This is a genomic window from Micromonospora sp. WMMD1120, assembly GCF_029626235.1.
In the GTDB taxonomy this organism is placed as follows: Bacteria; Actinomycetota; Actinomycetes; order Mycobacteriales; family Micromonosporaceae; genus Micromonospora.
The window spans coordinates 110,401-133,204 of sequence record NZ_JARUBO010000005.1 but is presented as its reverse complement, the minus strand read 5'-3'; the positions used below and the strand labels follow the sequence as shown (position 1 = coordinate 133,204).

The following is a 22,804-nucleotide window of genomic DNA, read 5'->3' as shown; positions in this document are numbered from 1 at the left end:
CCCGCGCCGCGTGCGGGAGAATTGGCGACTGTGCCCGTACCTGACCCGCCGGTGACCGGCGTTCCCAGCGATTCGACCGAGACGGTCCCGCCGGCTCGCCCGTCCCGGCTCGACCCGGCCATCGCGGCCCGGCTGCGGCGCAGCGCCGACGGCCTGGTCGCCGCGGTGGTCCGCGCGCACGACTCCGGCGAGGTGCTGATGGTCGCCTGGATGGACGACGAGGCGCTGCACCGCACCCTCACCACCGGCCGGGCCACCTACTGGTCTCGCAGCCGCCGCGAATACTGGGTCAAGGGCGCCACCTCCGGCCACCACCAGTACGTCCGGTCCGTCGCCCTCGACTGTGACGGGGACGCGCTGCTGGTCAGCGTGGACCAGGTCGGCGCGGCCTGCCACACCGGCCACCGCACCTGTTTCTTCACCGAACTGCCCGTCACGACCCCGGAGGCACTCCCATGACCGACGGCGCCCTGAGCCCGAGCCTGGAGAGCTTCACCGCGCTGGCCGCCGAGTGGCGGGTGGTGCCGGTCACCAGGCGGTTGCTGGCCGACGCGGAGACCCCGGTGGGGGTCTACCGGAAGCTGGCCGGCGGACCGGGCACGTTCCTGTTGGAATCCGCCGAGCAGGGCGTCGGCTCGGCCGGCATGGCGTGGTCGCGGTACTCGTTCATCGGTGTCCGCAGCAGCGCGACCCTCGTCGAGCGCGACGGTGTGGCGACCTGGCTCGGTCAGCCGCCGGCCGGGCTGCCCACCGAGGGTGACCCGGTGCGGATGCTGCGGGAGACCGTGACGGCGTTGGCCGGCCCGGCCGGGGACCCGTCCGGCGACCTGCCGCCGCTGACCGGGGGAATGGTCGGCTACCTCGGGTACGACCTGGTCCGGCGCTTCGAGCGGTTGCCCGACCTGACCGAGGACGACCTGGGCGTGCCGGAGCTGGGCATGATGCTCGCCACCGATCTGGTGGTGCTCGACCACTACGACGGCTCGGCGATCCTGGTCGCCAACGCGGTGCTGCCGCCGCTGGACGCCCCGGACCGCGCGCCGCAGGTCGCCGCCGCGTACCACAACGCGGTGGGCCGGCTGGACGCGATGACGACGGCGCTGTCCCGGCCGATCCCACCGATGATCTCCACGGTCGAGCGTCCGTCCAGCGGCGAGGTCCTCTGTCGTACGCCCGAGGGCGGTTACCCGAAGGCGGTGGAGGCGGCGAAGGAGGCGATCCGGGCCGGCGAGTGCTTCCAGATCGTGCTCTCCCAGCGCTTCGAACGCACGACCCACGCCGACCCGCTGGACGTCTACCGGGTGCTGCGCACGACCAATCCCAGCCCGTACATGTACCTGCTGCGCTTCGACGGGTTCGACATCGTCGGCTCGTCCCCGGAGGCGCACCTCAAGGTGACCGGCGCTCCGGACGGGCGGCGTCGGGCGTTGCTGCACCCGATCGCGGGCACCCGGCCGCGCGGCGACACCCCCACCGCCGACGCCGCGCTCGCCGCCGAGCTGCTCGCGGACCCGAAGGAGCGGGCCGAGCACGTGATGCTCGTCGACCTGGGCCGCAACGACCTCGGGCGGGTCTGTCGGCCGGGCACCGTGGAGGTGCCGGAGTTCGCCACCATCGAGCGGTACAGCCACGTGATGCACATCGTCTCCACCGTCACCGGCACCCTGCGTGACGACCAGACCGCCTTCGACGCGCTCGCCGCGACCTTCCCGGCAGGCACCCTCTCCGGCGCGCCCAAGGTGCGCGCCATGGAGATCATCGAGGAGCTGGAGCCGGTACGCCGGGGCGTCTACGGCGGCACCGTCGGTTACTTCGGTTTCGGCGGCGACCTGGACATGGCGATCGCCATCCGTACCGCGCTGATCCGTGACGGCCGCGCCTACGTCCAGGCCGGCGCGGGGGTGGTCGCCGACTCGGACCCGACGGCCGAGGACGAGGAGACGCGGAACAAGGCCAGGGCCGTGCTGGCGGCCATCGCCGCCGCCGAGACACTGAGGCCGGCCCGGTGAGCGCGAGGAGTGCAGCGCAGCGGAGCCCCGCAGTCGCGAACGAAAGGCCGGCCCGGTGAGCGCGAGGAGTGCAGCGCAGCGGAGCCCCGCAGTCGCGAACGAAAGGCCATCCCGGTGAGCGCGAGGAGTGCAGCGCAGCGGAGCCCCGCAGTCGCGAACGAAAGGCCATCCCGTTGAGTGACGGGGAGCGCTCCGCGGGGGGTCGGCGGGCTCTGACGTACGCCGTGCTGCTCTGCCTGGCGGGCGCGGGCCTGGCGCTGTGGGCCGCGACGCGGGGCTGGTCGGTGGAGTTGACGGCGCGGCCGGCGCCGCTGCCGCCGGTGCGGGGCACCCGTACCGGCGCGAGCCTGCTGCCCTGGCTGCCGGCGTTGGCGGTGGTGACCCTGGCGGGCGCCGGCGCGGTGCTGGCGACCCGGGGCCGCGTGCGGCGGGTGCTCGGGGTGCTGCTGGCCGCGCTGGGTCTGGTCGTGGCCGGCGGCGGCGGGTACGCGCTCGGCGCCGACCTGGGTGGCCCGGTCAGTCGGCAGTGGCCGGCGCTCTGCCTGCTCGGTGGCCTGGCGGCGGCGGTGGGGGGCGGATGGACGGCGCTGCGGGGCGGCGACTGGCCGGCGATGGGCGCGCGGTACGAGCGTCCCGCCCGGGTGCCGGAGGCCGCGACGGCGGCGGGGTCGTCGACGCCGCTCGCCGGGCGACGCACCACCGAGGCGTGGAACGCGCTGGACCGGGGCGAGGATCCGACGGCCGACTGACGCCGGTGTCGGGTCAGCCGACGGGCTGGCGCTCCCACGCGGCGCGGCGGTCGGCGGCGCGGGCGGCGGTCAGCTCGGCGACCAGGCGGTTCAGCTCGGCGCGTTGGTCGGCGCGGGCCCGGTCGGCGCAGACCGCCTCCCAGGCGTTGCCCCGCGCGGTGCGCATCCGTCCCTCGCCCACCACGGCCCGTTCCACGGTGTGCACCACGCCGACGGCGAGCGACGCCACCGTCCGTGAGATGGTGGTCAGTCCGATGGTGGGAAGCGGCTCGGGATTGCTCATGGTCACCTCGCACGAGTTGCGGCGGTCGGAGCGGGCGCGTCATCGAGTCTGCCCGAGGACGATGCTGGCCGGCCGACGTTTCGCCGCCGTGACGGACCGGTCAACTGTCCCGCCGGGCTCCTGACCAGGCCCGTCCGGGTCGCCTTGAGCTTGCTCACAGCATCGACCGAGATCGCTGCCGTCGGGCGGCGGCCGGGAACTGGTGGCATGATCGATGGATCGGCCGTGGTCTACAGCGGTCGACAGACTCCGTACCTTCTGACGGTCGTCGATACCGGAGGTGGCGCTGCGTGACACCCCGTTCACGGCAAGTCGGCCATTATGCCGCAGCCCTTTTCGTGAGCAGCGCCATACCCCCGGCATCTGCCGTCGGTCGGCTGCCCCTAGCATCGGCCCATGACGCCCGGAGAGGGGAGTCCGTTGGTGACTGCTGAGCATGCGCACGCGGAGGGGGACGACGCCGGTCAGGCTGCGTCCGTAAGCGTGCTCGACGAGATCCTGGCTGGCGTGCGTGAGGACGTCGCCCGACGCCAGGAGCAGGTTCCGCTGGAGCGGATCCGCGAACTGGCCGCGGCGGCGCCGCCGGCGATGGACGCGTACGCGGCGCTGCGCAAGCCGGGCGTCGCCGTGATCGCCGAGGTGAAGCGCTCGTCACCGTCCAAGGGTCGACTGGCCGAGATCGCCGATCCGGCCGACCTCGCCGTCGACTACGCGGCCGGCGGGGCGCGGGCGATCAGCGTGCTGACCGAGGGGCGCTGGTTCGGCGGCTCGCTGGACGACCTGGCTGCGGTTCGTGCCGCGGTCACCGTGCCGGTGCTGCGCAAGGACTTCGTGGTCTCCAGCTACCAGGTGCACGAGGCGCGCGCGCACGGTGCCGACCTGGTCCTGTTGATCGTCGCCGCGCTCGAACAGAACGTGCTGATGGGCCTGCTGGAGCGGATCGAGTCGTTGGGCATGACCGCTCTGGTCGAGGTGCACGACGAGGAGGAGGCCGACCGCGCCCTGGAGGCCGGCGCGCAGGTGATCGGGGTCAACGCCCGCGACCTGCGTACCCTGGAGGTCGACCGGTCCGTGTTCGAGCGCATCGCCCCCGGCCTGCCCAGCAGCGTCGTCAAGATCGCCGAGTCCGGTGTGCGCGGCCCGCACGACCTGATCCGGTACGCCTCCGCCGGCGCCGACGCGGTCCTCGTGGGCGAGGGCCTGGTCACGCAGAAGAGCCCCCGGGAGGCGGTGGCCGAGTTGGTCAACGCTGGCAACCACCCGGCAACGCCCCGACCGGTGCGCTGACTTCGCGCCGGTGTGACGTCCCACCGAGAGGAATCCCCATGAGCGCCGACGCGCTGGCCCCGGTGGCCGGCCCGCAGCCCGACTCCGCCGGTCACTTCGGCCGCTTCGGCGGCCGCTTCGTCCCGGAGGCCCTGGTGGCCGCGCTGGACGAGCTGGACGGGGCGTGGCGCACGGCGATGGCGGACGACTCCTTCCGGGCCGAGTTCGCCGCGCTGCTGCGCGACTACGCGGGCACGCCGTCGTTGCTGTACGAGGCCCGGCGGTTCTCCGCCAAGGTCGGCGCGCGGGTGCTGCTCAAGCGGGAGGACCTCAACCACACCGGCGCGCACAAGGTGCGCAACGTGCTCGGTCAGGCGCTGCTCACCAAGCGGATGGGCAAGACCCGGGTGATCGCCGAGACGGGCGCCGGCCAGCACGGCGTGGCCACCGCGACCGCCGCCGCCCTGTTCGACCTGGAGTGCGTCGTCTACATGGGCGAGGTCGACACCGAGCGGCAGGCGCTGAACGTGGCGCGGATGCGGATGCTCGGCGCCACGGTCGTCCCGGTGACGAACGGCTCGCGCACGCTCAAGGACGCGATGAACGAGGCGATGCGCGACTGGGTGGCGAACGTCGACGCGACGCACTACCTGATCGGCACCGCCGCCGGCCCGCACCCGTTCCCGGCGATGGTCCGCGACTTCGTCCGGGGCATCGGTGACGAGGCTCGTCAGCAGTGCCTCGACCTGACCGGCGCGCTGCCGGACGCGGTCAGCGCCTGCGTGGGGGGCGGCTCGAACGCCCTGGGCATCTTCCACGCGTTCGTCGGCGACGAGGCGGTGCGGCTGTACGGCTTCGAGGCCGGCGGCGACGGGGTGGCCACCGGGCGGCACGCGGCGAGCATCACCGGCGGGTCCGCCGGGGTGCTGCACGGCACCCGGACGTACGTGCTCCAGGACGCCGACGGGCAGACCCTGGAGTCGCACTCGATCTCGGCGGGCCTGGACTACCCGGGCGTCGGGCCGGAGCACGCCTGGCTGCACGACACCGGCCGGGCACAATATCTGCCGGTCACGGACGACGAGGCGATGGCCGCGTTCGAGCTGCTCTGCCGCACCGAGGGCATCATCCCGGCGATCGAGAGTTCGCACGCTCTCGCCGGCACCGTCGCGCTGGCCCCGAAGCTCGCCGCCGAGCTGGGTCGCGAGCCCACCATCGTGGTCAACCTCTCCGGTCGGGGCGACAAGGACGTCCACACCGCCGGCGACTACTTCGGCATCCTCGACAAGGAGCGGTGAGATGAGCCGGATCGGAGTGGCCTTCGACAAGGCCCGCGCCGACGGGCGGGCGCTGCTGGTCGGCTGCATGCCGGCCGGGTTCCCCACCGTCGAGGGCAGCATCGCCGCGATGACCGCGATGGTCGAGGCCGGCGTCGACGTGATCGAGGTGGAGATCCCCTACTCCGACCCGGTGATGGACGGGCCGGTCATCCAGCGGGCCAGTGACATCGCGCTGGCCGGGGGCGTCCGCACCGCGGACACGATGCGCATCGTCGAGGCGGTCGCCGCCACCGGCGCGCCGGTGGTCACCATGACCTACTGGAACCCGGTCGAGCGGTACGGCGTGGACGTGTTCGCCCGTGACCTGGCGGCCGCCGGGGGCACCGGCCTGATCACGCCCGACCTGATTCCCGACGAGGCGGACGAGTGGCTGGCCGCCTCGGACGCGCACGGCCTGGACCGCACGTTCCTGGTCTCGCCGTCGTCGACCGACGCGCGGCTGGCGATGACGGTCGGGCACTGCCGTGGTTTCGTCTACGCGACCGCCGTGATGGGGGTGACCGGCGCGCGGGCGCAGACCTCCGCCGCCGCGCCGACGCTCGTCTCCCGGGTCCGGGAGGTCACCGACCTGCCGGTCGGGGTCGGGCTGGGCGTGGGCACCGGCGCGCAGGCCGGCACCGTCGCCGGCTACGCCGACGGGGTGATCGTGGGGAGCGCGCTGGTGCGGTGTCTGCTCGACGCCTCCACCGAGGCGGAGGGGCTGGACGCTCTGCGTACCCTCAGCGCCGAGCTCGCCGAGGGCGTCCGCAACCCGACCCGCTGAGCGATCCGCCGGTCCGCGCACACAGGGGTCAGCGACGCACTGACGGGTCCTCGGTTTCGCCGCGTTGCGCCGGTGGCTGCCTCGCTCCCGTCGGCGCGGCGCCCCCGGTGCCGGTCGCGCCGGTAGACCAGGGAACCTCGCGGAGCACCCCGGAGTGGCCGGCGGCCGCGTCGACAACGGCGGCCCGGGTCAACGGGGTGACCGCCTCGGGTAGCGCGGCCGGGGAGTGCCACGACAACCGGCAGTCCGGCGACGGGTCGGCCGACGGGCCGGGGTCGGCGGCCCGAGCGCGGAACACGTGCACGAGGACGTCCGGCAGGGGCCCGGCGCGACCGGCCCGGGTGCCCCCGGCGGGGCCGGTCAGGTGGTAGACGCCGACCAGGTCGATCACCGTGATGTCCCAGCCGGTCTCCGCGCGGACGTGCCGCACCGCCGCCCGCGCCGGGCTCTCGGCCGGGCGCAGCCGCCCGCCGGGCAGCGCGTGGCGGCGGGTGCCCCGGCCCTGCCGGCAGAGCAGCACCCGACCGGCGTCGTCGAGCACGACCGCGGCGACCGCCCAGGTGAGCGCGCTCATGGACAAAGAGCCTACGGTGGCGCAAACCAGAAGTCACCGAGATGCCCGCTCCGGTGGCCCGGGGTGCCGCTGTGGGGGTGTGCAGCGGTAGCGTGTGCACCCGTGACCCTCGCCTCGCTGTCCCCCCAGGCGGCCCTGCCCAGTCCCAGCACCGCGGTCTGGCAGCTCGGGCCGGTCCCGATCCGGGCGTACGCGCTCTGCATCATCGCCGGCATCGTGCTGGCCTGTTGGGTGACGGAGCGCCGGCTGCGGCAACGCGGCGTCGCGCCCGGCGCGGTCCTCGACATCGCCGTCTGGGCGGTGCCGGCGGGCATCATCGGCGCCCGGATCTACCACGTGATCACCTCGCCGGAGAAATATTTCGGCGCCGGTGGGGACCCGATGAAGGCGTTCGCCATCTGGGAGGGTGGTCTCGGCATCTGGGGCGCGGTCGCCGGTGGCGCGCTCGGGGCCTGGATCGCCGCCCGACAGCTCGGCATTCCGTTCGGCGTGGTGGCCGACGCGCTGGCGCCCGGGTTGCCGCTGGCGCAGGCCGTCGGTCGGCTCGGCAACTGGTTCAACAACGAGCTCTTCGGTGCCCGGACCACGCTGCCGTGGGGCCTGGAGATCCACCGGATGGACCCGGACAACCCCGGCCGGGCGCTGCGCGACGACGCCGGTCAGCCGATTCTCGAGCCGGGCCTCTACCAGCCGACGTTTCTCTACGAGTTGCTGTGGAACCTCGGCGTCGTCGCGCTCGTCCTGCTCCTCGACCGCCGGCTCAGGTTGGGTCGGGGTCGGGCGTTCGCGGTCTACGTGATGGGCTACACCGCCGGTCGCTTCTGGATCGAGCTGATGCGCACCGACGAGGCCAACCAGATCCTCGGTGTCCGGCTCAACGTCTGGACGGCCGCGCTGGTCTTCCTCGGCGGGTTGATCTACTTCGTCCGGGTGCGAGGCCCCCGGGACTACCTGATTCCGCTCGGCGCGGCGACGACCCCGCCGCCGGCGTCCGACCTGTCCCAGGTCGACCTCTCCGAACGGGAGACCCCCACCCGGGCCGCCGCGCCGGAGGGCTACCGGGTGGTGAGCGAGGAGCAGTACGCGACCTGGCGGGACACCGGTGTCGTACCCCCGGAGGCGGCAACCGACGACGACCGGCCGGCCGGCGACGGGCCGTCCGGGGACACCACGCTCGTCGACGGGCCGTCCGACGCCGAGGAGCCGGCGGACGGGTCGCCGGTGCCGCGCGCCGACCGGGCCGACGCCACCGGCGCGCGTCCGGCCGACCGGGACAGCTGAACGGGGGTACGGCGATGCGAAGCGCGGTGGTGGTCGGCGCAGGGGTCGGTGGCCTCGCGGTGGCCGGCGCGCTCGCCCGCTCCGGCTGGCAGGTGACGGTGCTGGAACGCGCCGAGCGGGTCCGTCCCGAGCCGACCGCCGTGGTGCTCTGGCCCAACGGCGTCCGGGCGCTCCAGGCTCTCGGCCTCGGCGCCGGCCTCGCCGCCATCGCCACGCCGCTGTCCGACGGCGGGGTCCGTCGCCCGGACGGGCACTGGCTGGTGCAACCCCGGCCCGTGCCGGCCGACCGGATGCCGGTCGTGGTGCACCGGGAGGACCTGCACGACGCCCTGATCGCCGGTCTCGGCGACCGGGTCGAGCTGCGGACCGGGGTGACGGTGCGGCACGTCCGCGTCGAGCCCGGTCACCGACCGGGGGTCAGCGACGGGCGGCACACCATCGAGGCCGACCTGGTCGTCGCCGCCGACGGCACGGACAGCGGCATCCGCCGGCAACTCGCCCCGGAGTCCCGGGTGGTCAGCTCCGGGTGCGCCGCCTGGCGGGCCGTCATCCCCTGGTACCAGGCGCCCCGACTGCCCGACGACCAACCGCTGGCCGGCGAGATCCTCGGCGCGGGCTACCGGTTCGTGGCCGCCTCGCTCGGCGAGCGGGGATCCTCCGGTGGTTCCAGCCGGGGTGGCATCTACTGGGTGGCCACCGCCGCCGGCGCGCCCCGCCCGGAACCTCCGGAGACCCAGCTCGCGCTGCTGCGCCGCTGGTACGCGGGCTGGCCCGCCCCGGTCGGCGCGCTGCTCGACGCCACCGATCCGGCCGACCTGGTGCAGCAGGAGGTGCGCGAGCTGCGCCCGCTGCCCCGGGCGTACGGCTTCCCGGTCGGGCCGGGTGGGGTGGTGCTGCTCGGCGACGCGGCGCACGCCATGCCGCCGCACCTCGGTCAGGGCGCCTGCCTGGCGTTCGAGGACGCCGCCACGCTCGCGTCGCTGCTGCGAGAGGCGCGGCTGCCCGACGCCGTGCAGGCGTACGACCGGGTGCGTCGCCCCCGGGCCGCGACGGTGGTCCGGCAGACCCGGCGGATGTCGGCGGTGTTGCAGACCCGGGGCCGGTTGGCGCTGCGCGCCCGGGACGCCGCGCTGGGCACGATCAACACCCGACTGCTGTCCAGCGCCGCCGCGTCCGCCGCGCAGTGGCGCCCGCCGGCCTGACGGTCAGGGGATCAGGGCGGCGGGCTCGGCGATGCAGGCGGTGCCGATGCGACGGAAGCCGACCCGCAGGTAGACCCGCGCGATGTCCTCGCTGCCCGCCGAGAGGAAGACCAGGTCGGTGCCGGCGGCGCGGAGTTCCCGGGCCAGGGTGGCGGTGACCGCGGCGCCCAGGCCGCGTCGCCGGGCGGCCGGCAGGGTGGCCACCCCGGCGATCTCCGCGACGTCGCCCACCCGCATCGCCATGCCGCTGGCCAGCGCGCCCTCGTCCGGTGTGCCGGCCAGCACGGAGATTCGCCGGCCGTCGGCGATGCGGGCGCGCTCCTCGTCCAGCGCGGCGAGTTCGAGTTCGGTGACGGCGGCGTCGCGCTCGGCCGGTCCGGCCGGACCGGGAGCGGTGCCGGCGGCGGCGAACGACACGGTGGCCACGGCGCGTCGGGCGGCGACGTCGGCGGCGAAGCCGGGGGAGTCGGCGGCCAGCACCCGGATCGCCGCGTCGGTGAGCGTCGCCGGGTCGGGCAGCGCGCTCGGGTCCAGCACCATCAGCGGCGCCTCCAGCACGGAGAGCCCCGCCGAGCGGGCCACCGCCAGCAGCTCGGGGGTCGTCTCGTGCACCCATTCGAAGGCTTCCGGCAGGCCCAGCTTGCGCTGCCGTTCGCGGACCGCCATCACGTCGGCCAGGGACGGCGGCTCGGTGGCGTCGATCCTCGGGCGGGCGTAGAACGGCCAGCCGACGTGCTCGCGGACGAACAGCACCAGCCCGCCATGCTCCTCCGCACCGGCGACGTCGCGGGGTACCGCGTCGTAGAAGTGCTCCAACCGGTCGAAGACGTGCTTGTGTCGCGGCTCCACCGCGCGAGACTACACGTCCCAGCCAATGGACGGTGTGATCAATCTCGGGTGGCCGTACGACCTGAGCCCTAACGTAGACTCAATAGACCCACGGGCCGACGTCGTCCCCACATGATCAACCTGAGTGACGACAGGAGGCCCGGTGGCTCAGCCGTACCCGGACAAGAACCAGCCGTCCCCGCGCAGCCCGCAGGTGTCCCCCACGCCTGATTCCCGCCCGTCCGCCCAGGGCCTCTACGACCCGGCGCAGGAGCACGACGCCTGTGGGGTGGCCTTCGTGGCGGACCTGCACGGCCGGCGCTCGCACGGGGTCGTCGCCAACGGGCTGGGCGCGCTCTGTCGACTGGACCACCGGGGCGCCCGCGGCGCGGAGCCGAACACCGGCGATGGCGCGGGCATCATGATCCAGGTGCCTGACGCGTTCCTGCGCGCGGTCGCCGACGTGCCGCTCCCCCCGGCCGGCGAGTACGCCACCGGCCTGGTCTTCCTCCCGGACGACGACACGGCCGAGGCGCGCGCCCGCCAGGTGGTCGAGAAGTACGCGTTGGTCGAGGGCGCCGACCTGCTCGGGTGGCGGGAGGTGCCGACCGACCCGAGCGACCTGGGGGAGACCGCCCTGGCGGCGATGCCCCGGGTCCGTCAGCTCTTCCTCGCCGCGCGCCGGCTCACCGACACGCCCGACGGGCCGGCCGGCTCCCCGCTGCGCGGCATCGAACTGGACCGGGTGGCGTTCTGCCTGCGTAAGCAGGCCGAGCGGGAGACCGCCGAGCGGGGCGTCCCGGCGTACTTCCCGTCGCTGTCCAGCCGCACCATGGTCTACAAGGGCATGCTGACGCCCGACCAGTTGCCGGCCTACTACCCGGACCTGCGCGACGAGCGGGTGGACAGCGCCATCGCGCTGGTGCACTCCCGCTTCTCCACGAACACGTTCCCGTCCTGGCCGCTGGCGCACCCGTACCGGTTCATCGCCCACAACGGCGAGATCAACACGATCCGGGGCAACCGGAACTGGATGCAGGCGCGCGAGGCGTTGTTGCGCTCGCCGAACCTGCCCGGCAACATCCGGCGGGTCTTCCCGGTCTGCACGCCCGGCGCCTCCGACTCGGCGAACTTCGACGAGGTGCTGGAGCTGCTGCACCTGGCCGGCCGCAGCCTGCCGCACGCGGTGCTGATGATGATCCCCGAGGCGTGGGAGAACGACCCCGGCATGGAGCCGGGCAAGCGGGCCTTCTACCGCTTCCACGCGAGCCTGATGGAGCCGTGGGACGGGCCGGCGTCGGTGGCCTTCACCGACGGCGAGATCGTCGGCGCGGTGCTGGACCGCAACGGGCTGCGCCCGGGGCGCTGGTGGCAGACCGACGACGGGCTCGTGGTGCTCGGCTCCGAGGCGGGCGTGCTGGATCTCGACCCGGCCCACGTGGTGGCGAAGGGGCGCCTCCAGCCGGGTCGGATGTTCCTGGTCGACACCGTCGCGGGTCGGATCGTGCACGACGAGGAGATCAAGTCCGAGCTGGCCGCCGCCCAGCCGTACGCGGAGTGGCTGCACGCCGGTCTGATCGAGCTGGACGACCTGCCGGCCCGCGAACACATCGTCTACACCCACGACTCGGTGCGCCGCCGGCAGCAGACCTTCGGCTACACCGAGGAGGAGCTGAAGATCCTGCTCGGGCCGATGGCCCGCACCGGCGCCGAGCCGCTCGGTTCGATGGGCACGGACACCCCGATCGCGCCGCTGTCCACCCGGCCTCGGCTGCTCTACGACTACTTCCACCAGCTCTTCGCCCAGGTGACGAACCCGCCGCTGGACGCCATCCGCGAGGAGTTGGTGACCAGCCTGGCGTCCACCATCGGGCCGGAGGGCAACCTGCTCGACCCGGGCGCGGCGAGCTGCCGGCAGATCGTGCTTCCGCACCCGATCCTCGACAACGACGAGCTGGCCAAGATCCTCTCCATCGACGAGGACGGCGACCTGCCCGGCTTCAAGGCGGTCCGGGTGTCCGGGCTGTACCGCATCCGCGAGGGCGCCGCCGGGATCAAGGCCCGGCTGACCGAGATCTGCCGGCACGTGTCCGAGGCGATCGAGGACGGCGTCCGCATCCTGGTGCTCTCCGACCGGGACTCCAACGCCGACCTGGCGCCGATCCCGTCCCTGCTGCTCACCGCCGCCGTGCACCAGCACCTGGTCCGTGAGCAGACCCGGACGCAGGCGGCGCTGGTCGTGGAGTCCGGCGACTGCCGGGAGGTGCACCACGCGGCGGTGCTGATCGGCTACGGCGCCGCGGCGGTGAACCCGTACCTGGCGTTCGAGTCGGTGGAAGACATGATCCACACCGGCAGGTTGGCCGGGGTGGAACCGGCCGCCGCGGTGCGCAACTACGCCAAGGCGCTCGGCAAGGGCGTCCTGAAGGTCATGTCGAAGATGGGCATCTCGACCGTCTCGTCGTACTGCGGGGCGCAGGTCTTCGAGGCTGTCGGTCTGGAGACCCGCCTGGTCGAACGGTATTTCCGGGGCACGCCCAGCCGGATCGGCGGGGTGGGGCTTGCCGGTGTGCACGCCGAGGTGGCCGCCCGGCACGCGTTGGCCTGGCCACCGGCCGGCACCGCCACCTCCAACCGGCTGGAGGTCGGCGGCGAGTACCAGTGGCGGCGCGAGGGCGAGCTGCACCTGTTCAACCCGGAGACGGTCTTCCTGCTGCAACACGCCACCCGCAGCCGCCAGTACGACGTCTTCCGGCAGTACACGGCGAAGGTCGACGCGCTCGCCGCGCAGGCCGGCTCGCTGCGCGGGCTGTTCACCCTGCGCACCGGGGTCCGGCCGGCGGTGCCGATCGAGGAGGTCGAGCCGGCCACCGAGATCGTCAAGCGGTTCGCCACCGGGGCGATGTCGTACGGCTCGATCTCCGCGGAGGCGCACGAGACGCTCGCCATCGCGATGAACCGGCTCGGCGGCAAGTCCAACACCGGTGAGGGCGGCGAGGACGTCGAGCGGCTGCACGACCCGGTCCGCCGCTCGGCGGTCAAGCAGATCGCCAGCGGTCGGTTCGGGGTGACGAGCGAATACCTCGTCAACGCCGACGACCTCCAGATCAAGATGGCCCAGGGCGCCAAGCCGGGCGAGGGCGGTCAACTGCCCGGCAACAAGGTCTGGCCGTGGGTCGCCCGTACCCGCCACGCCACCCCCGGCGTGGGTCTGATCTCCCCGCCACCGCACCACGACATCTACTCCATCGAGGACCTCGCCCAGTTGGTGCACGACCTCAAGTGCGTCAATCCGGCCGCCCGGGTGCACGTCAAGCTGGTCAGCGAGGTCGGCGTCGGCACCGTCGCCGCCGGCGTGGCGAAGCTCAAGGCGGACGTCATCCTGATCTCCGGGCACGACGGCGGCACCGGCGCGTCCCCGATGAACTCGCTGAAGCACGCCGGCACGCCGTGGGAGCTGGGGCTGGCCGAGGCGCAGCAGACGTTGCTGCTCAACAAGCTGCGCGACCGGGTCACCGTGCAGGTCGACGGCCAGCTCAAGACCGGCCGGGACGTGCTGATCGCGGCGCTGCTCGGCGCGGAGGAGTTCGGCTTCGCCACCGCTCCGCTGATCGTCGAGGGCTGCGTGATGATGCGCGTCTGTCACCTGGACACCTGCCCGGTCGGCATCGCCACCCAGAACCCGGTGCTGCGGGAGCGGTTCACCGGCAAGCCGGAGTTCGTGGAGAACTTCTTCCTCTTCCTCGCCGAGGAGGTCCGGGGCTACCTGGCCGACCTGGGCTTCCGGTCGATCGAGGAGGCGATCGGGCAGTCCGAGCTGCTCGACGTGGCCCCGGCGGTCTCGCACTGGAAGGCGCACGGGCTGGACCTGTCACCCGTCCTGCACCTGCCGGAGGTGCCCGCCGACGCCGCCCGTCGTGGTGTCCGCGCCCAGGACCACGGCCTGGAGCAGGCTCTGGACAACGAGCTGATCGCGCTGGCCGGTCCGGCCCTGACCGACGGGTCGCCGGTGCGGGTCGAGGTGGCGGTGCGCAACGAGCACCGCAGCGTCGGCGCGATGCTCGGTGGGGAGGTGACCCGCCGCTTCGGCGGCGCCGGCCTGCCCGAGGACACCATCGAGTTCGTGCTGCGCGGCACGGCCGGGCAGTCGTTCGGCGCGTTCCTGCCGCGTGGGGTGACGCTGCGTCTGCACGGCGACGCCAACGACTACGTGGGCAAGGGCCTCTCCGGTGGGCGGCTCGTCGTCCGCCCGGACGCCGCCGCGCCGTTCCTCGACCCGGACGCCGAGCCGGGCCGGCGGGCCGAGGACCAGATCATCGCCGGCAACACCATCCTGTACGGGGCCACGGCCGGCGAGGTCTTCCTGCGCGGTCGGGTGGGGGAGCGGTTCGCGGTGCGCAACTCCGGCGCCGTCGCCGTCGTCGAGGGTGTCGGTGACCACGGCTGCGAGTACATGACCGGCGGCACCGTGGTGGTGCTCGGCGCGACCGGCCGCAACTTCGCGGCGGGCATGTCCGGCGGCACGGCGTTCGTGCACCGGCTGGACCGCGACCGGGTCAACGCGGAGCTCGTCGACCTGACGCCGCTCGGCGAGCAGGAGCAGGCGCTGCTGCACGAGCTGGTCCAACGGCACGTGGCCGAGACCGGCTCGGCGGTCGCCGAGGAGTTGCTCAAGCGGTGGCCGGAGGCGGTCACCGAGTTCACCGCGGTGGTCCCCCGCGACTACCGCCGGGTGCTGGAGATCATGCGGGCCGCCGAAGCCGCCGGCCGCGACGTCGACGACGCGGTCATGGGCGCGCTGAGCGCGCCGGTCGCGCCGGTGCCGCCCGCCCCGCGGGTGGCGGCCCAGGAGGTGGCACGTGCCTGACCCGAACGGTTTCCTGCGCTACGACCGGCGGCTGCCGGCCCGCCGCCCGGTGCCGGTGCGGATCAGCGACTGGCGGGAGGTGTACCCGCCGGCCGGCGAGGAGTTGATCCGCGAGCAGGCCACCCGGTGCATGGACTGCGGCATCCCGTTCTGCCACGACGGCTGCCCGCTGGGCAACCGCATCCCGGACTGGAACGACCTGGTCCGCACCGGCAACTGGGACGCCGCTGTGGAGTCGCTGCACGCCACCAACAACTTCCCGGAGTTCACCGGCCGGCTCTGCCCGGCGCCCTGCGAGGCGGCGTGCGTGCTCGGCATCTCCGGCGGCCAGCCGGTCACCATCAAGCAGGTCGAGGTGGAGATCGCCGACGCCGCGGCGGCGCGCGGGTTCACGCCCCGCCCGGTGCCGGCGCCGTCCGGCCGGTCGGTCGCCGTCGTCGGGTCCGGGCCCGCCGGCCTGGCCGCCGCCCAGCAACTGGCCCGCGCCGGTCACGCGGTGACGGTGTACGAGCGCGACGACGCGATCGGCGGCCTGCTCCGGTACGGCATCCCCGATTTCAAGTTGGAGAAGCGGCACATCGACGCCCGGCTCGCCCAGCTCGCCGCCGAGGGGGTGCGCTTCCGCACCGGCGTCGACGTCGGAGTGGACGTCACCGCCGAACAGTTGCGCGCCGAGCACGACGCGGTGCTCCTGACCTGCGGCGCGTTGCAGGGTCGGGACACCCCGGAGACCCCCGGGCGGGCGCTGCGGGGCGTACACCAGGCGATGGCGCATCTCGTCGCGGCGAACCGCGCGGTCGCCGCCGCGGCCACCGGCCAGCCCGGCGAGGGCCGGCCGGCCACCGCGGCACTGCCGGACGGCACACCGATCGACGCGGCCGGCAAGCACGTCGTGATCATCGGTGGCGGCGACACGGCGGCCGACTGCCTCGGTGTCGCGCACCGGCAGGGCGCCGCCGGCGTACACCAGCTCGACCTCTACCCGCAGCCGCCCCAGACGCGCGACGAGGCGCGGGACCCGTGGCCGACCTGGCCGTGGATCCTGCGCAGCTACCCGGCGCACGAGGAGGGTGGCGAGCGGGTCTTCGCGGTGGCGGTGCAGGAGTTCGTGGACGACGGCACCGGCCAGGTGCGGGCGGTACGGATCGCCGAGGTGACGGTCGAGAAGGTGGACGGACGCCGGGTGGTGACGGTGGTTCCGGGCTCCGAGCGGGAGCTGCCGGCCGACCTGGTGCTGCTGGCCATCGGCTTCGAGGGCACCGAGCAGCAGCCGTTGCTGGCCCAGTTCGGGGTGGTCCGCAACGCCCGGGGCGCCATCGACGCCCGTGACGACTGGCAGACCGACGCCGACGGCGTGTTCGTGGCCGGTGACATGCACCGGGGCGCCTCGCTGATCGTCTGGGCCATCGCCGAGGGGCGTGCGGCGGCCGCCGCCATCCACACCTATCTGGGCGGTGTCGGCGCGTTGCCGGCCCCGGTGGGTCCGCGCGCGCAGGCTCTCGCGGCGCGCTGAGCCGAGGGCGTCCGGTCGGTGTGGCGGCATCGCCGCCCACCGGCCGGACCACGCTCGGCGGCCGCTGGCAGGTGTCGCAACATCCTCATGTCGCCTGTAGAGCTGCCCCGCGGGTGGGGCAGCTCTACAGGCATGCGACGGGACACTGCCCGCCCGGTCCAGTCGGCCGAAGCACCCACGCCCCGGTGGAAGCGGATGCCCCGGCCGACAGCAGCCTCTAGTGCGCCAGCAGGTGGTGCGACTCGCGGATCTTCGCCCAGGACTTCGGCTCGGCCGGCGGGGCCGCCTGGCGGGCGGCGCTGGCCACGTCGGGTCGGCCGGCGGTGAACAGCCAGGCGGTGAACACCTCGTCCAGGTCCAGTCCGGAGATCCGCTCGGCGAGGGTCTGGAACTGCGCGATGGTGCCGTTGCCGTAGCGGTGCTCGCTGGCCCACGCCGGCAGGATCTCGAAGAACGCGTCGTCGCCGACAGCCAGCCGCAGCTGGTGCAGGGCCATGGCACCCCGGTCGTAGACGGCGCCGTCGAAGATCCGGTCGGCGCCCGGGTCGCCGGGCAGCACCTGCCAGAACCCGCTGTCGGCCGGGTAGCTGCCGTAGTAGAAGTCGAACAGCTCCTGCGCGGTGCCCTCGCCCTGCTCCTCGGACCACAGCCACTCGGCGTACGTGGCGAAGCCCTCGTTGAGCCAGATGTGCCGCCAGTCGGCCACCGAGACCGAGTCGCCGAACCACTGGTGGGCCAGCTCGTGCGTCACCACGTAGGTGTTGGCGCCGCGTCGCCAGAAGCCCGGCCCGTACACCGGTCGGGTCTGCGTCTCCAGGGCGAAGGCGATGCCGTCCGGCGGCCCGGCCACGCCGCCCTGCGCCTCGAACGGGTACGGGCCGAAGATCCCGGCGCACCAGTCGACGATCTCGGCGGTCCGCTCGATGCTGGCCCGCGCGGCCGGCCCGAGCTCACCCAGGGAGGTGCTGTACGCGTTGACCACCGGCTGGCCGCCCGGGGTGGTGTCGGTGACGATGTCGTACTGGCCGATGGCCAGGAACGCCAGGTAGGTCGCGGTGGGGGAGGTGGTCCGCCAGCTCCAGCGGGTGCGGTTGCCCGCCTCGGCCAGCGGCGGCCTGGGCTGCACGCCGTTGCTGATCACCTCGACGCCGGTGGGCACCGACACGGAGATGTCGAAGGTGGCCTTGTCCAGCGGGTGGTCGTTGCTCGGGTACCACCACCACGCCGACTCGGGCTCGCCGACCGCCAGGGCGCCGTCGTCGGTACGCGTCCAGCCGGTGTAGCCGCCGACCAGGGTCTCCGAGGGGACGCCCGAGTACCGCACGACGATGGTGAGCTGCTGGCCCCGGGTCACCGTACGCGCCGGGGTGACCACCAGCTCGTGCACGCCGGCGGTGCTGGTGCCCGCCGCCCAGCCGTTGACCCGGACCGACTCGACGTCGAGCAGGAAGTCCAGGTTGAACGACGACAGGTCGGCGGTGGCGGTGGCCAGGATGGTGGTGGTGCCGGTGAGCAAATCGGTGGCCGGGTCGTAGCGCAGCCGGACGTCGTAGTGCTGGACGTCGTAGCCGCCGTTGCCGTAGTCGGGGTAGTAGCTGTCGCCGATCCCGGGCGCGCCGGGTTGCGGCGCGGCGGTCACGACGGGACGGCCCCAGCCGGTCGGGGCGGCGTGGCCTGGGGTGCCGGCGAGCATGGTGCCGGCGGTGGTGAGGGTCAGGGCGGTGGTAGCCGCCGTGAGGACTCGTCGCACGGGGTGGACTCCCTCCATCGGGTGTTCGCCACGCCAACCTAATCGACAACCGTGAACATCGCCGGCCCACCGTCGGTCGATCCCTGGCGTATGTTGCACCGCAAGGTCACACTGTGTGCATCGGAGGTGACGCGTGCGCCGGTCGGAGGTGTCCAAGCGGGAGTTGATCGGCCAGCGACAGGTGCCCGGGAGCCGGGACCGGCTGCCGGCCGGTGGGCTCGAGTTCTTCGGTCTGCTCGCGCGGTTGCTGCGTCGCCCCCGTCGTGGTGAGCGCCGGCTGCCGCTGCTCTGGCTGGTCCGCGCCGACCCGCAGGACCTGATGGTGCCGCTGCGCCGGTTCCTCGGCCAGGGTCCCCGACGACGGGTGCCGCACGCGGTGCTGGACGCCGACGTGCCACCGGGCGCCGGGGACGTGCCGGCGGTGCTGCGCGAGCTGTACCGGCAGCTCTCGCTGGAAGCCTTCGGCGCCGCCCGGCTGCGTTTCCGGCACTACCCCCTCGCCGACTGGCTGATGCAGCAGAGCCTCAACGTCAGCGTCGACGCCGACGACAGCCGCGCGGCCCTGGTGCGCCGGCTGCGCGACCGGCGGGGCCGGCGCGCTCCGGATGCGCCGCCCTCCGGCGGTGACGCCGTCAGCATCGTCTCGCAGTTGCTGCTCTGGCTGGTCCGCCGCGCCGTGCCCGGGGTGCTCTTCCGGGCCGCCGTCTCCGGTCGGGTGCCGCTGCTCGGCCGGCACTACCGCTGGTTCATGCGCCAGCAGTACCTGGCGCCCCGGCAGTCGGTGACGTTCCTCGGCTTCGCCGAGCGTCTCACCGCCGGTTGGCGCGACGGGGAGCAACCCGACCAGGTGAACAAGCTGCTGCTGCACGCGTTCCTGGAGGATCTGCGCCAGGCGTACCGGCGTCGGTTCTGGCGTCCGTCGGACTGGCGGCGCACCGCCTACCCGGCGCTGCTGCTCGACCACGTCGCCCCCGACAACGTCGGCGGGGAACTGGTCCGGCTGCTCGGCGACGTCCGCACCGAGACCGGCCGCAACGACCCGCTGCTCGTCGTCGCGTCCGGTGGGCACGCCCCGCCCGAGTTGCCCGAACCGCATCCGCTGAGCGAGGCCGAGGAGGCGTACGACGAGTGGACCGAGGCGTTGCCGGAGATGCGGCGACTGCGCCGCCCGGCCGCCTGGCTGGTGGCGCTGCGTCCGGACGACACCGACACCGGCCCGCCGTCCCGGGCGGGCGTCCGACCCTTCTCCGCGCCCGACCCGCCCTGGTGGTCGCGGCGTTTCCTGCCGGCGGCGCTCTGCCTGGTGCTGGTGGCGGCGCTGGGTCTGTGGGTGGGCGCCCGGTGGGGAGCCGGCTGCCACCCCTCGCTCACGGGTGGCCGGGTCTCCGTCGAGATCGCCGCCGGCGGCGAGTGCGTCGGCTACAGCGACAGCGCCGCCCACGTGTTCAACAACGACCCCGGCCAGGACCGGCGGGTTCTAGCGATCCCCGCAACACCCTGAAATCCAGGGAGTTGCGGGGATCGTGGGTTTTGAGGACTTGAAGGTGAAGTTCTTCGAGGCGCTGGACCGGGAGAACGGCAGCGTCTCGGGAGCTGCTCGGGCGGTCGGGGTGAACCGTGCGACGGCGTTCGGGTGGGCGCGCAAGGCCGGTGTTCGTGGTCGTGGGAAGACGGGCACGAGCGGGCATCCGGGTCGGGTGGAGTATGAGCGGCTTCGGGCGTGCGGGGTGCGACGGCGCGACGCTGCGGCGCAGGTCGGGGTCCACGAACGCACTGCCCGGGACTGGGACCGTGGTATCCGGAAGATCGGCAACGCGCGCCTGCACCCCGATGGACGCAGGATCGACTACACAACGGGCATGACCAGCCTCATTGCCGCCACGTCAGCGTCGTCTCTCGCGGCGGTCGAGGCCGAGTTGCACGCTCGGTTCCTCACCGTCGGTGAGCGGGAATTGATCGCTGACATGCGTCGTGAGGGCCGGTCACTACGCGCGATCGGACGGGAACTGGGCCGACCGGCATCCACCGTCAAACGCGAGGTCGATGCCCGTGCAGTCGATGGTGTCTACCAGCCGCATCGGGCGCAGCGGGCGTGGGCGAAGAGCCGGTCACGCCCCAAGGAGTCCAAGCTTGCCCAGGACGGTCCGCTGCGCGAGTTCGTCGCGGACAAGCTTCGGGAACAGTGGTCACCTGAGCAGATCTGTCACGCTCTGCTCATCGAGTTCCCCGACGACGAGAGCATGCGGGTGAGTCCGGAGACGATCTACCAGGCGATCTACGTCCAGGCCCGTGGCGGGCTGCGCCGCGAGGTCGCGGTCGCACTGCGCACTGGGCGCACCCGCCGCAAGCCACACCGCGGTCCGCAGCAGCGCACCCGCCGCTTCGTCGACGAGATGGTGATGATCTCCCAACGACCCGCCGAGGTCGAGGACCGGGCGGTTCCCGGCCACTGGGAAGGCGATCTGATCGTCGGCCCCCGCAGCGAAAGCGCGATCGTGACTCTGGTCGAGCGCTCCACCCGCTACGTCCTGCTCGGGCACCTGCCCGGCGGACACACCGCCGAGGAAGTCCGTGACGTGCTGGTGCCCTTGATCCAAACCCTGCCCGCACACCTACGCGGCTCGCTGACCTGGGACCAGGGCTGCGAGATGGCCGCGCACAAGCAGTTCACCGTGGCCACGGGCGTGCCGGTCTACTTCTGCGACCCGCACTCACCCTGGCAACGCGGATCAAACGAGAACACCAACGGCCTGCTGCGGCAGTACTTCCCCAAGAGCACCGACCTGTCCGTGCACAGCCCCGAAGACCTCGAACACGTCGCGCAACGACTCAACAGCCGACCACGCAAAACGCTCGGCTGGCGAACCCCAGCCGAGCGCCTGCGTGATCTACTGACGACCACATAAACCATCAGGTGTTGCGAGGACCCCAAGAATCCGCCACCGGCTACGGACCGTCCAGCGGCGGATCTTCGCGCAGAACCGCGCCGCCGAGGAGGTCTGGGAGCGCAGCGACCGGCGGCGGCCCTTCCTCACCCTGGTCTACCTGGGCACCCTCACCGGCAACCTGACCCGCAAGGACGAGGAGTCGTACGTCTCCGAGCGGGAGGAGCTGGAGGGCATGGCCACCGCCCAGTACGCGCTGCTCAAGGAGTCGGCCGGCGCCGCCGGCGCCGCGTTGCTGCGGATCGTGGTCGCCAACGCCGGCCACCAGATGGTGCACGCCGACCGGGCCGTGGCGATGCTCGCCGAACTGGCCCACGACGACCCCACGGTGCTGGGGGTGGTCGGGCTGGTGGAGAGCCGGACCAGCACCGCCCGTGCGCTGCGCGAGCTGAACCAGGTCGGGCTGCCGGTGCTGGCGCCCACCCTCTCCGCCGACCGGATGGACGCCAACTCCCGCCTCTACCTGCAGATCTCCGCGCCCAACGCCGACCAGGTGAAGCTGGTCGACGCGTACGCCACGCAGGTGCTCAAGGTCGACGAGGCGCACGTCTACTACACGACGTTGGAGGGCAGTTCGCTCACCGAGGACCTCTACGTGGGCACCCTCGTCGACGGGCTGCGGCAGCGGTTCGGCAGCCGGATCACGCGGCTCGACGAGTGGCGCACCGGGCAGCGGCTGACCGGCGAGTGCGGCTACGCCGGTCTGCTCTTCTACGCCGGCCGGTGGGCCGAGTTCGACGATTTCCTGCGGGCGCTGCGCGAGTGCGGCGGCAACCCGCCCCGGCACCTCGTCGCCGACGACTCGGCCAACCGCTACATGGCCAACCCCGGTCTGCGCGCCGCCGCGCCCGGCAACCTGCCCGTCACGTACGTCTCCAAGGCGGCCCTGGCCACCTGCGCCGCGCTGCGGACAGCCCAGGACCGGCGCGACGACGCGCGGGCCAGCTTCCTGTCCTGGGTCCAGGCCGACGACCTGCTCGACCCGCCGCGGTGCCGACCCGACTCCGAAGTGCAGGTCGGTGAGCGGGTCAGCCTCGCCTACGACGCGGCGATGATGCTCATCCGGGCGGTGGAGAGCCTCGCCGCCCGGCTGAAACACGCCGACCCGCGGCAACGCTGGGAACCGGAGTCGGTCAACCCGGTCGCCGTGCACGCCGAGGTGCTGCGGCAGAACGCCGGCCAGGGCTACCCGGGGGTGGCCGGGTTGATCCGGTTCACGCCCGACTCCGGGGAGCCGGTCGACAAGCGGCTGGCGCTGATGCGGGTGGAGCAGGTGCCCGACGTGGCCACCGCGCCGGTCGAGGTGTTCCGTTGTGGAGTGGCGGACGCGACCGGCCCGGCGGCCTGCGGTCCGGCGTGACCGACCCGCTGTGACACGTCCTCGCAGGACTGTCCGGGTGCCACCGGTGTCCGTTAGGGTTCCTGGGACCAGAC

The 22,804-nt window shown here is 73.4% G+C and carries 17 protein-coding genes; 13 read left to right on the top strand and 4 right to left on the bottom strand.

What is annotated here, in order from left to right; all coding sequences use genetic code 11:
- The first annotated feature begins 30 nt into the window (after nt 1-30).
- The 3 genes from hisI to O7634_RS00645 all read left to right on the top strand — a co-directional run bounded on the left by hisI (nt 31) and on the right by O7634_RS00645 (nt 2,758).
- On the top strand, nt 31-459 hold the full coding sequence (gene hisI / locus O7634_RS00655) for a phosphoribosyl-AMP cyclohydrolase (RefSeq protein ID WP_278153816.1): 429 nt from the start codon (nt 31-33) through the stop codon (nt 457-459).
- The gene (locus O7634_RS00650) at nt 456-2,009 is read left to right on the top strand and encodes an anthranilate synthase component I (RefSeq protein WP_278148230.1); all 1,554 of its coding nucleotides are present in this window, start codon (nt 456-458) and stop codon (nt 2,007-2,009) included. Before hisI ends, O7634_RS00650 begins: the two co-directional genes overlap by 4 nt.
- A 173-nt stretch (nt 2,010-2,182) precedes the next feature.
- Complete coding sequence (locus tag O7634_RS00645) at nt 2,183-2,758, top strand: Trp biosynthesis-associated membrane protein (protein ID WP_278148229.1); 576 nt, start codon at nt 2,183-2,185, stop codon at nt 2,756-2,758.
- A 13-nt stretch (nt 2,759-2,771) separates the two neighbouring features.
- Here the strand turns inward: O7634_RS00645 and O7634_RS00640 are convergent, their stop codons facing one another.
- Nucleotides 2,772-3,041, bottom strand: coding sequence for a hypothetical protein (locus O7634_RS00640; RefSeq protein ID WP_278148228.1), 270 nt, complete (start codon nt 3,039-3,041; stop codon nt 2,772-2,774).
- Nucleotides 3,042-3,524: 483 nt separating this feature from the next.
- On the opposite strand from O7634_RS00640, the gene trpC reads away from it, so the two are divergent.
- From trpC to trpA, 3 genes are read left to right on the top strand one after another with little or no spacing between them, the layout of a single operon-like run.
- Complete coding sequence (gene trpC, locus O7634_RS00635; protein WP_278153815.1) at nt 3,525-4,328, top strand: indole-3-glycerol phosphate synthase TrpC; 804 nt, start codon at nt 3,525-3,527, stop codon at nt 4,326-4,328.
- Nucleotides 4,329-4,366: 38 nt separating this feature from the next.
- Nucleotides 4,367-5,605: a tryptophan synthase subunit beta gene (trpB, locus tag O7634_RS00630; protein ID WP_278148227.1), complete on the top strand. Its 1,239-nt coding sequence runs from the start codon at nt 4,367-4,369 to the stop codon at nt 5,603-5,605.
- Nucleotide 5,606: 1 nt separating this feature from the next.
- Nucleotides 5,607-6,410 (top strand): tryptophan synthase subunit alpha, encoded by an 804-nt coding sequence (gene trpA / locus O7634_RS00625; protein ID WP_278148226.1) that lies wholly within the window; start codon nt 5,607-5,609, stop codon nt 6,408-6,410.
- Nucleotides 6,411-6,438: 28 nt separating this feature from the next.
- On the opposite strand, the gene O7634_RS00620 is transcribed toward trpA, so the two are convergent.
- Complete coding sequence (locus O7634_RS00620) at nt 6,439-6,984, bottom strand: NUDIX hydrolase (protein WP_278148225.1); 546 nt, start codon at nt 6,982-6,984, stop codon at nt 6,439-6,441.
- A gap of 102 nt (nt 6,985-7,086) precedes the next feature.
- Between O7634_RS00620 and lgt the strand changes: the two genes are divergently transcribed.
- On the top strand, nt 7,087-8,265 hold the full coding sequence (gene lgt, locus O7634_RS00615; RefSeq protein WP_278148224.1) for a prolipoprotein diacylglyceryl transferase: 1,179 nt from the start codon (nt 7,087-7,089) through the stop codon (nt 8,263-8,265).
- Between the two features lie 14 nt (nt 8,266-8,279).
- Nucleotides 8,280-9,467, top strand: coding sequence for an NAD(P)/FAD-dependent oxidoreductase (locus tag O7634_RS00610; protein ID WP_278148223.1), 1,188 nt, complete (start codon nt 8,280-8,282; stop codon nt 9,465-9,467).
- Between the two features lie 3 nt (nt 9,468-9,470).
- Here the strand turns inward: O7634_RS00610 and O7634_RS00605 are convergent, their stop codons facing one another.
- Nucleotides 9,471-10,316, bottom strand: a complete 846-nt coding sequence (locus tag O7634_RS00605; RefSeq protein WP_278148222.1) for a GNAT family N-acetyltransferase — start codon at nt 10,314-10,316, stop codon at nt 9,471-9,473.
- Between the two features lie 193 nt (nt 10,317-10,509).
- Here O7634_RS00605 and gltB point away from each other — a divergent pair, with 193 nt between their 5' ends.
- Both gltB and O7634_RS00595 read left to right on the top strand, forming a co-directional pair.
- The gene (gltB, locus tag O7634_RS00600; protein WP_278153814.1) at nt 10,510-15,162 is read left to right on the top strand and encodes a glutamate synthase large subunit; all 4,653 of its coding nucleotides are present in this window, start codon (nt 10,510-10,512) and stop codon (nt 15,160-15,162) included.
- Nucleotides 15,155-16,675: a glutamate synthase subunit beta gene (locus O7634_RS00595; RefSeq protein WP_278148221.1), complete on the top strand. Its 1,521-nt coding sequence runs from the start codon at nt 15,155-15,157 to the stop codon at nt 16,673-16,675. The genes gltB and O7634_RS00595 overlap by 8 nt, the downstream gene beginning before the upstream one ends.
- A 217-nt stretch (nt 16,676-16,892) precedes the next feature.
- On the opposite strand, the gene O7634_RS00590 is transcribed toward O7634_RS00595, so the two are convergent.
- Entirely contained in the window at nt 16,893-18,425 is a 1,533-nt protein-coding gene (locus O7634_RS00590; protein WP_278148220.1) for a M1 family metallopeptidase, read from the bottom strand.
- Nucleotides 18,426-18,558: 133 nt separating this feature from the next.
- On the opposite strand from O7634_RS00590, the gene O7634_RS00585 reads away from it, so the two are divergent.
- From O7634_RS00585 to O7634_RS00575, 3 genes are all read left to right on the top strand, one after another.
- The gene (locus tag O7634_RS00585) at nt 18,559-19,926 is read left to right on the top strand and encodes a hypothetical protein (protein ID WP_278148219.1); all 1,368 of its coding nucleotides are present in this window, start codon (nt 18,559-18,561) and stop codon (nt 19,924-19,926) included.
- Nucleotides 19,927-20,152: 226 nt separating this feature from the next.
- Nucleotides 20,153-21,331 (top strand): IS30 family transposase, encoded by a 1,179-nt coding sequence (locus tag O7634_RS00580; protein WP_278153813.1) that lies wholly within the window; start codon nt 20,153-20,155, stop codon nt 21,329-21,331.
- Between the two features lie 214 nt (nt 21,332-21,545).
- Nucleotides 21,546-22,730, top strand: a complete 1,185-nt coding sequence (locus O7634_RS00575) for a hypothetical protein (RefSeq protein WP_278148218.1) — start codon at nt 21,546-21,548, stop codon at nt 22,728-22,730.
- Nucleotides 22,731-22,804: the final 74 nt, after the last annotated feature.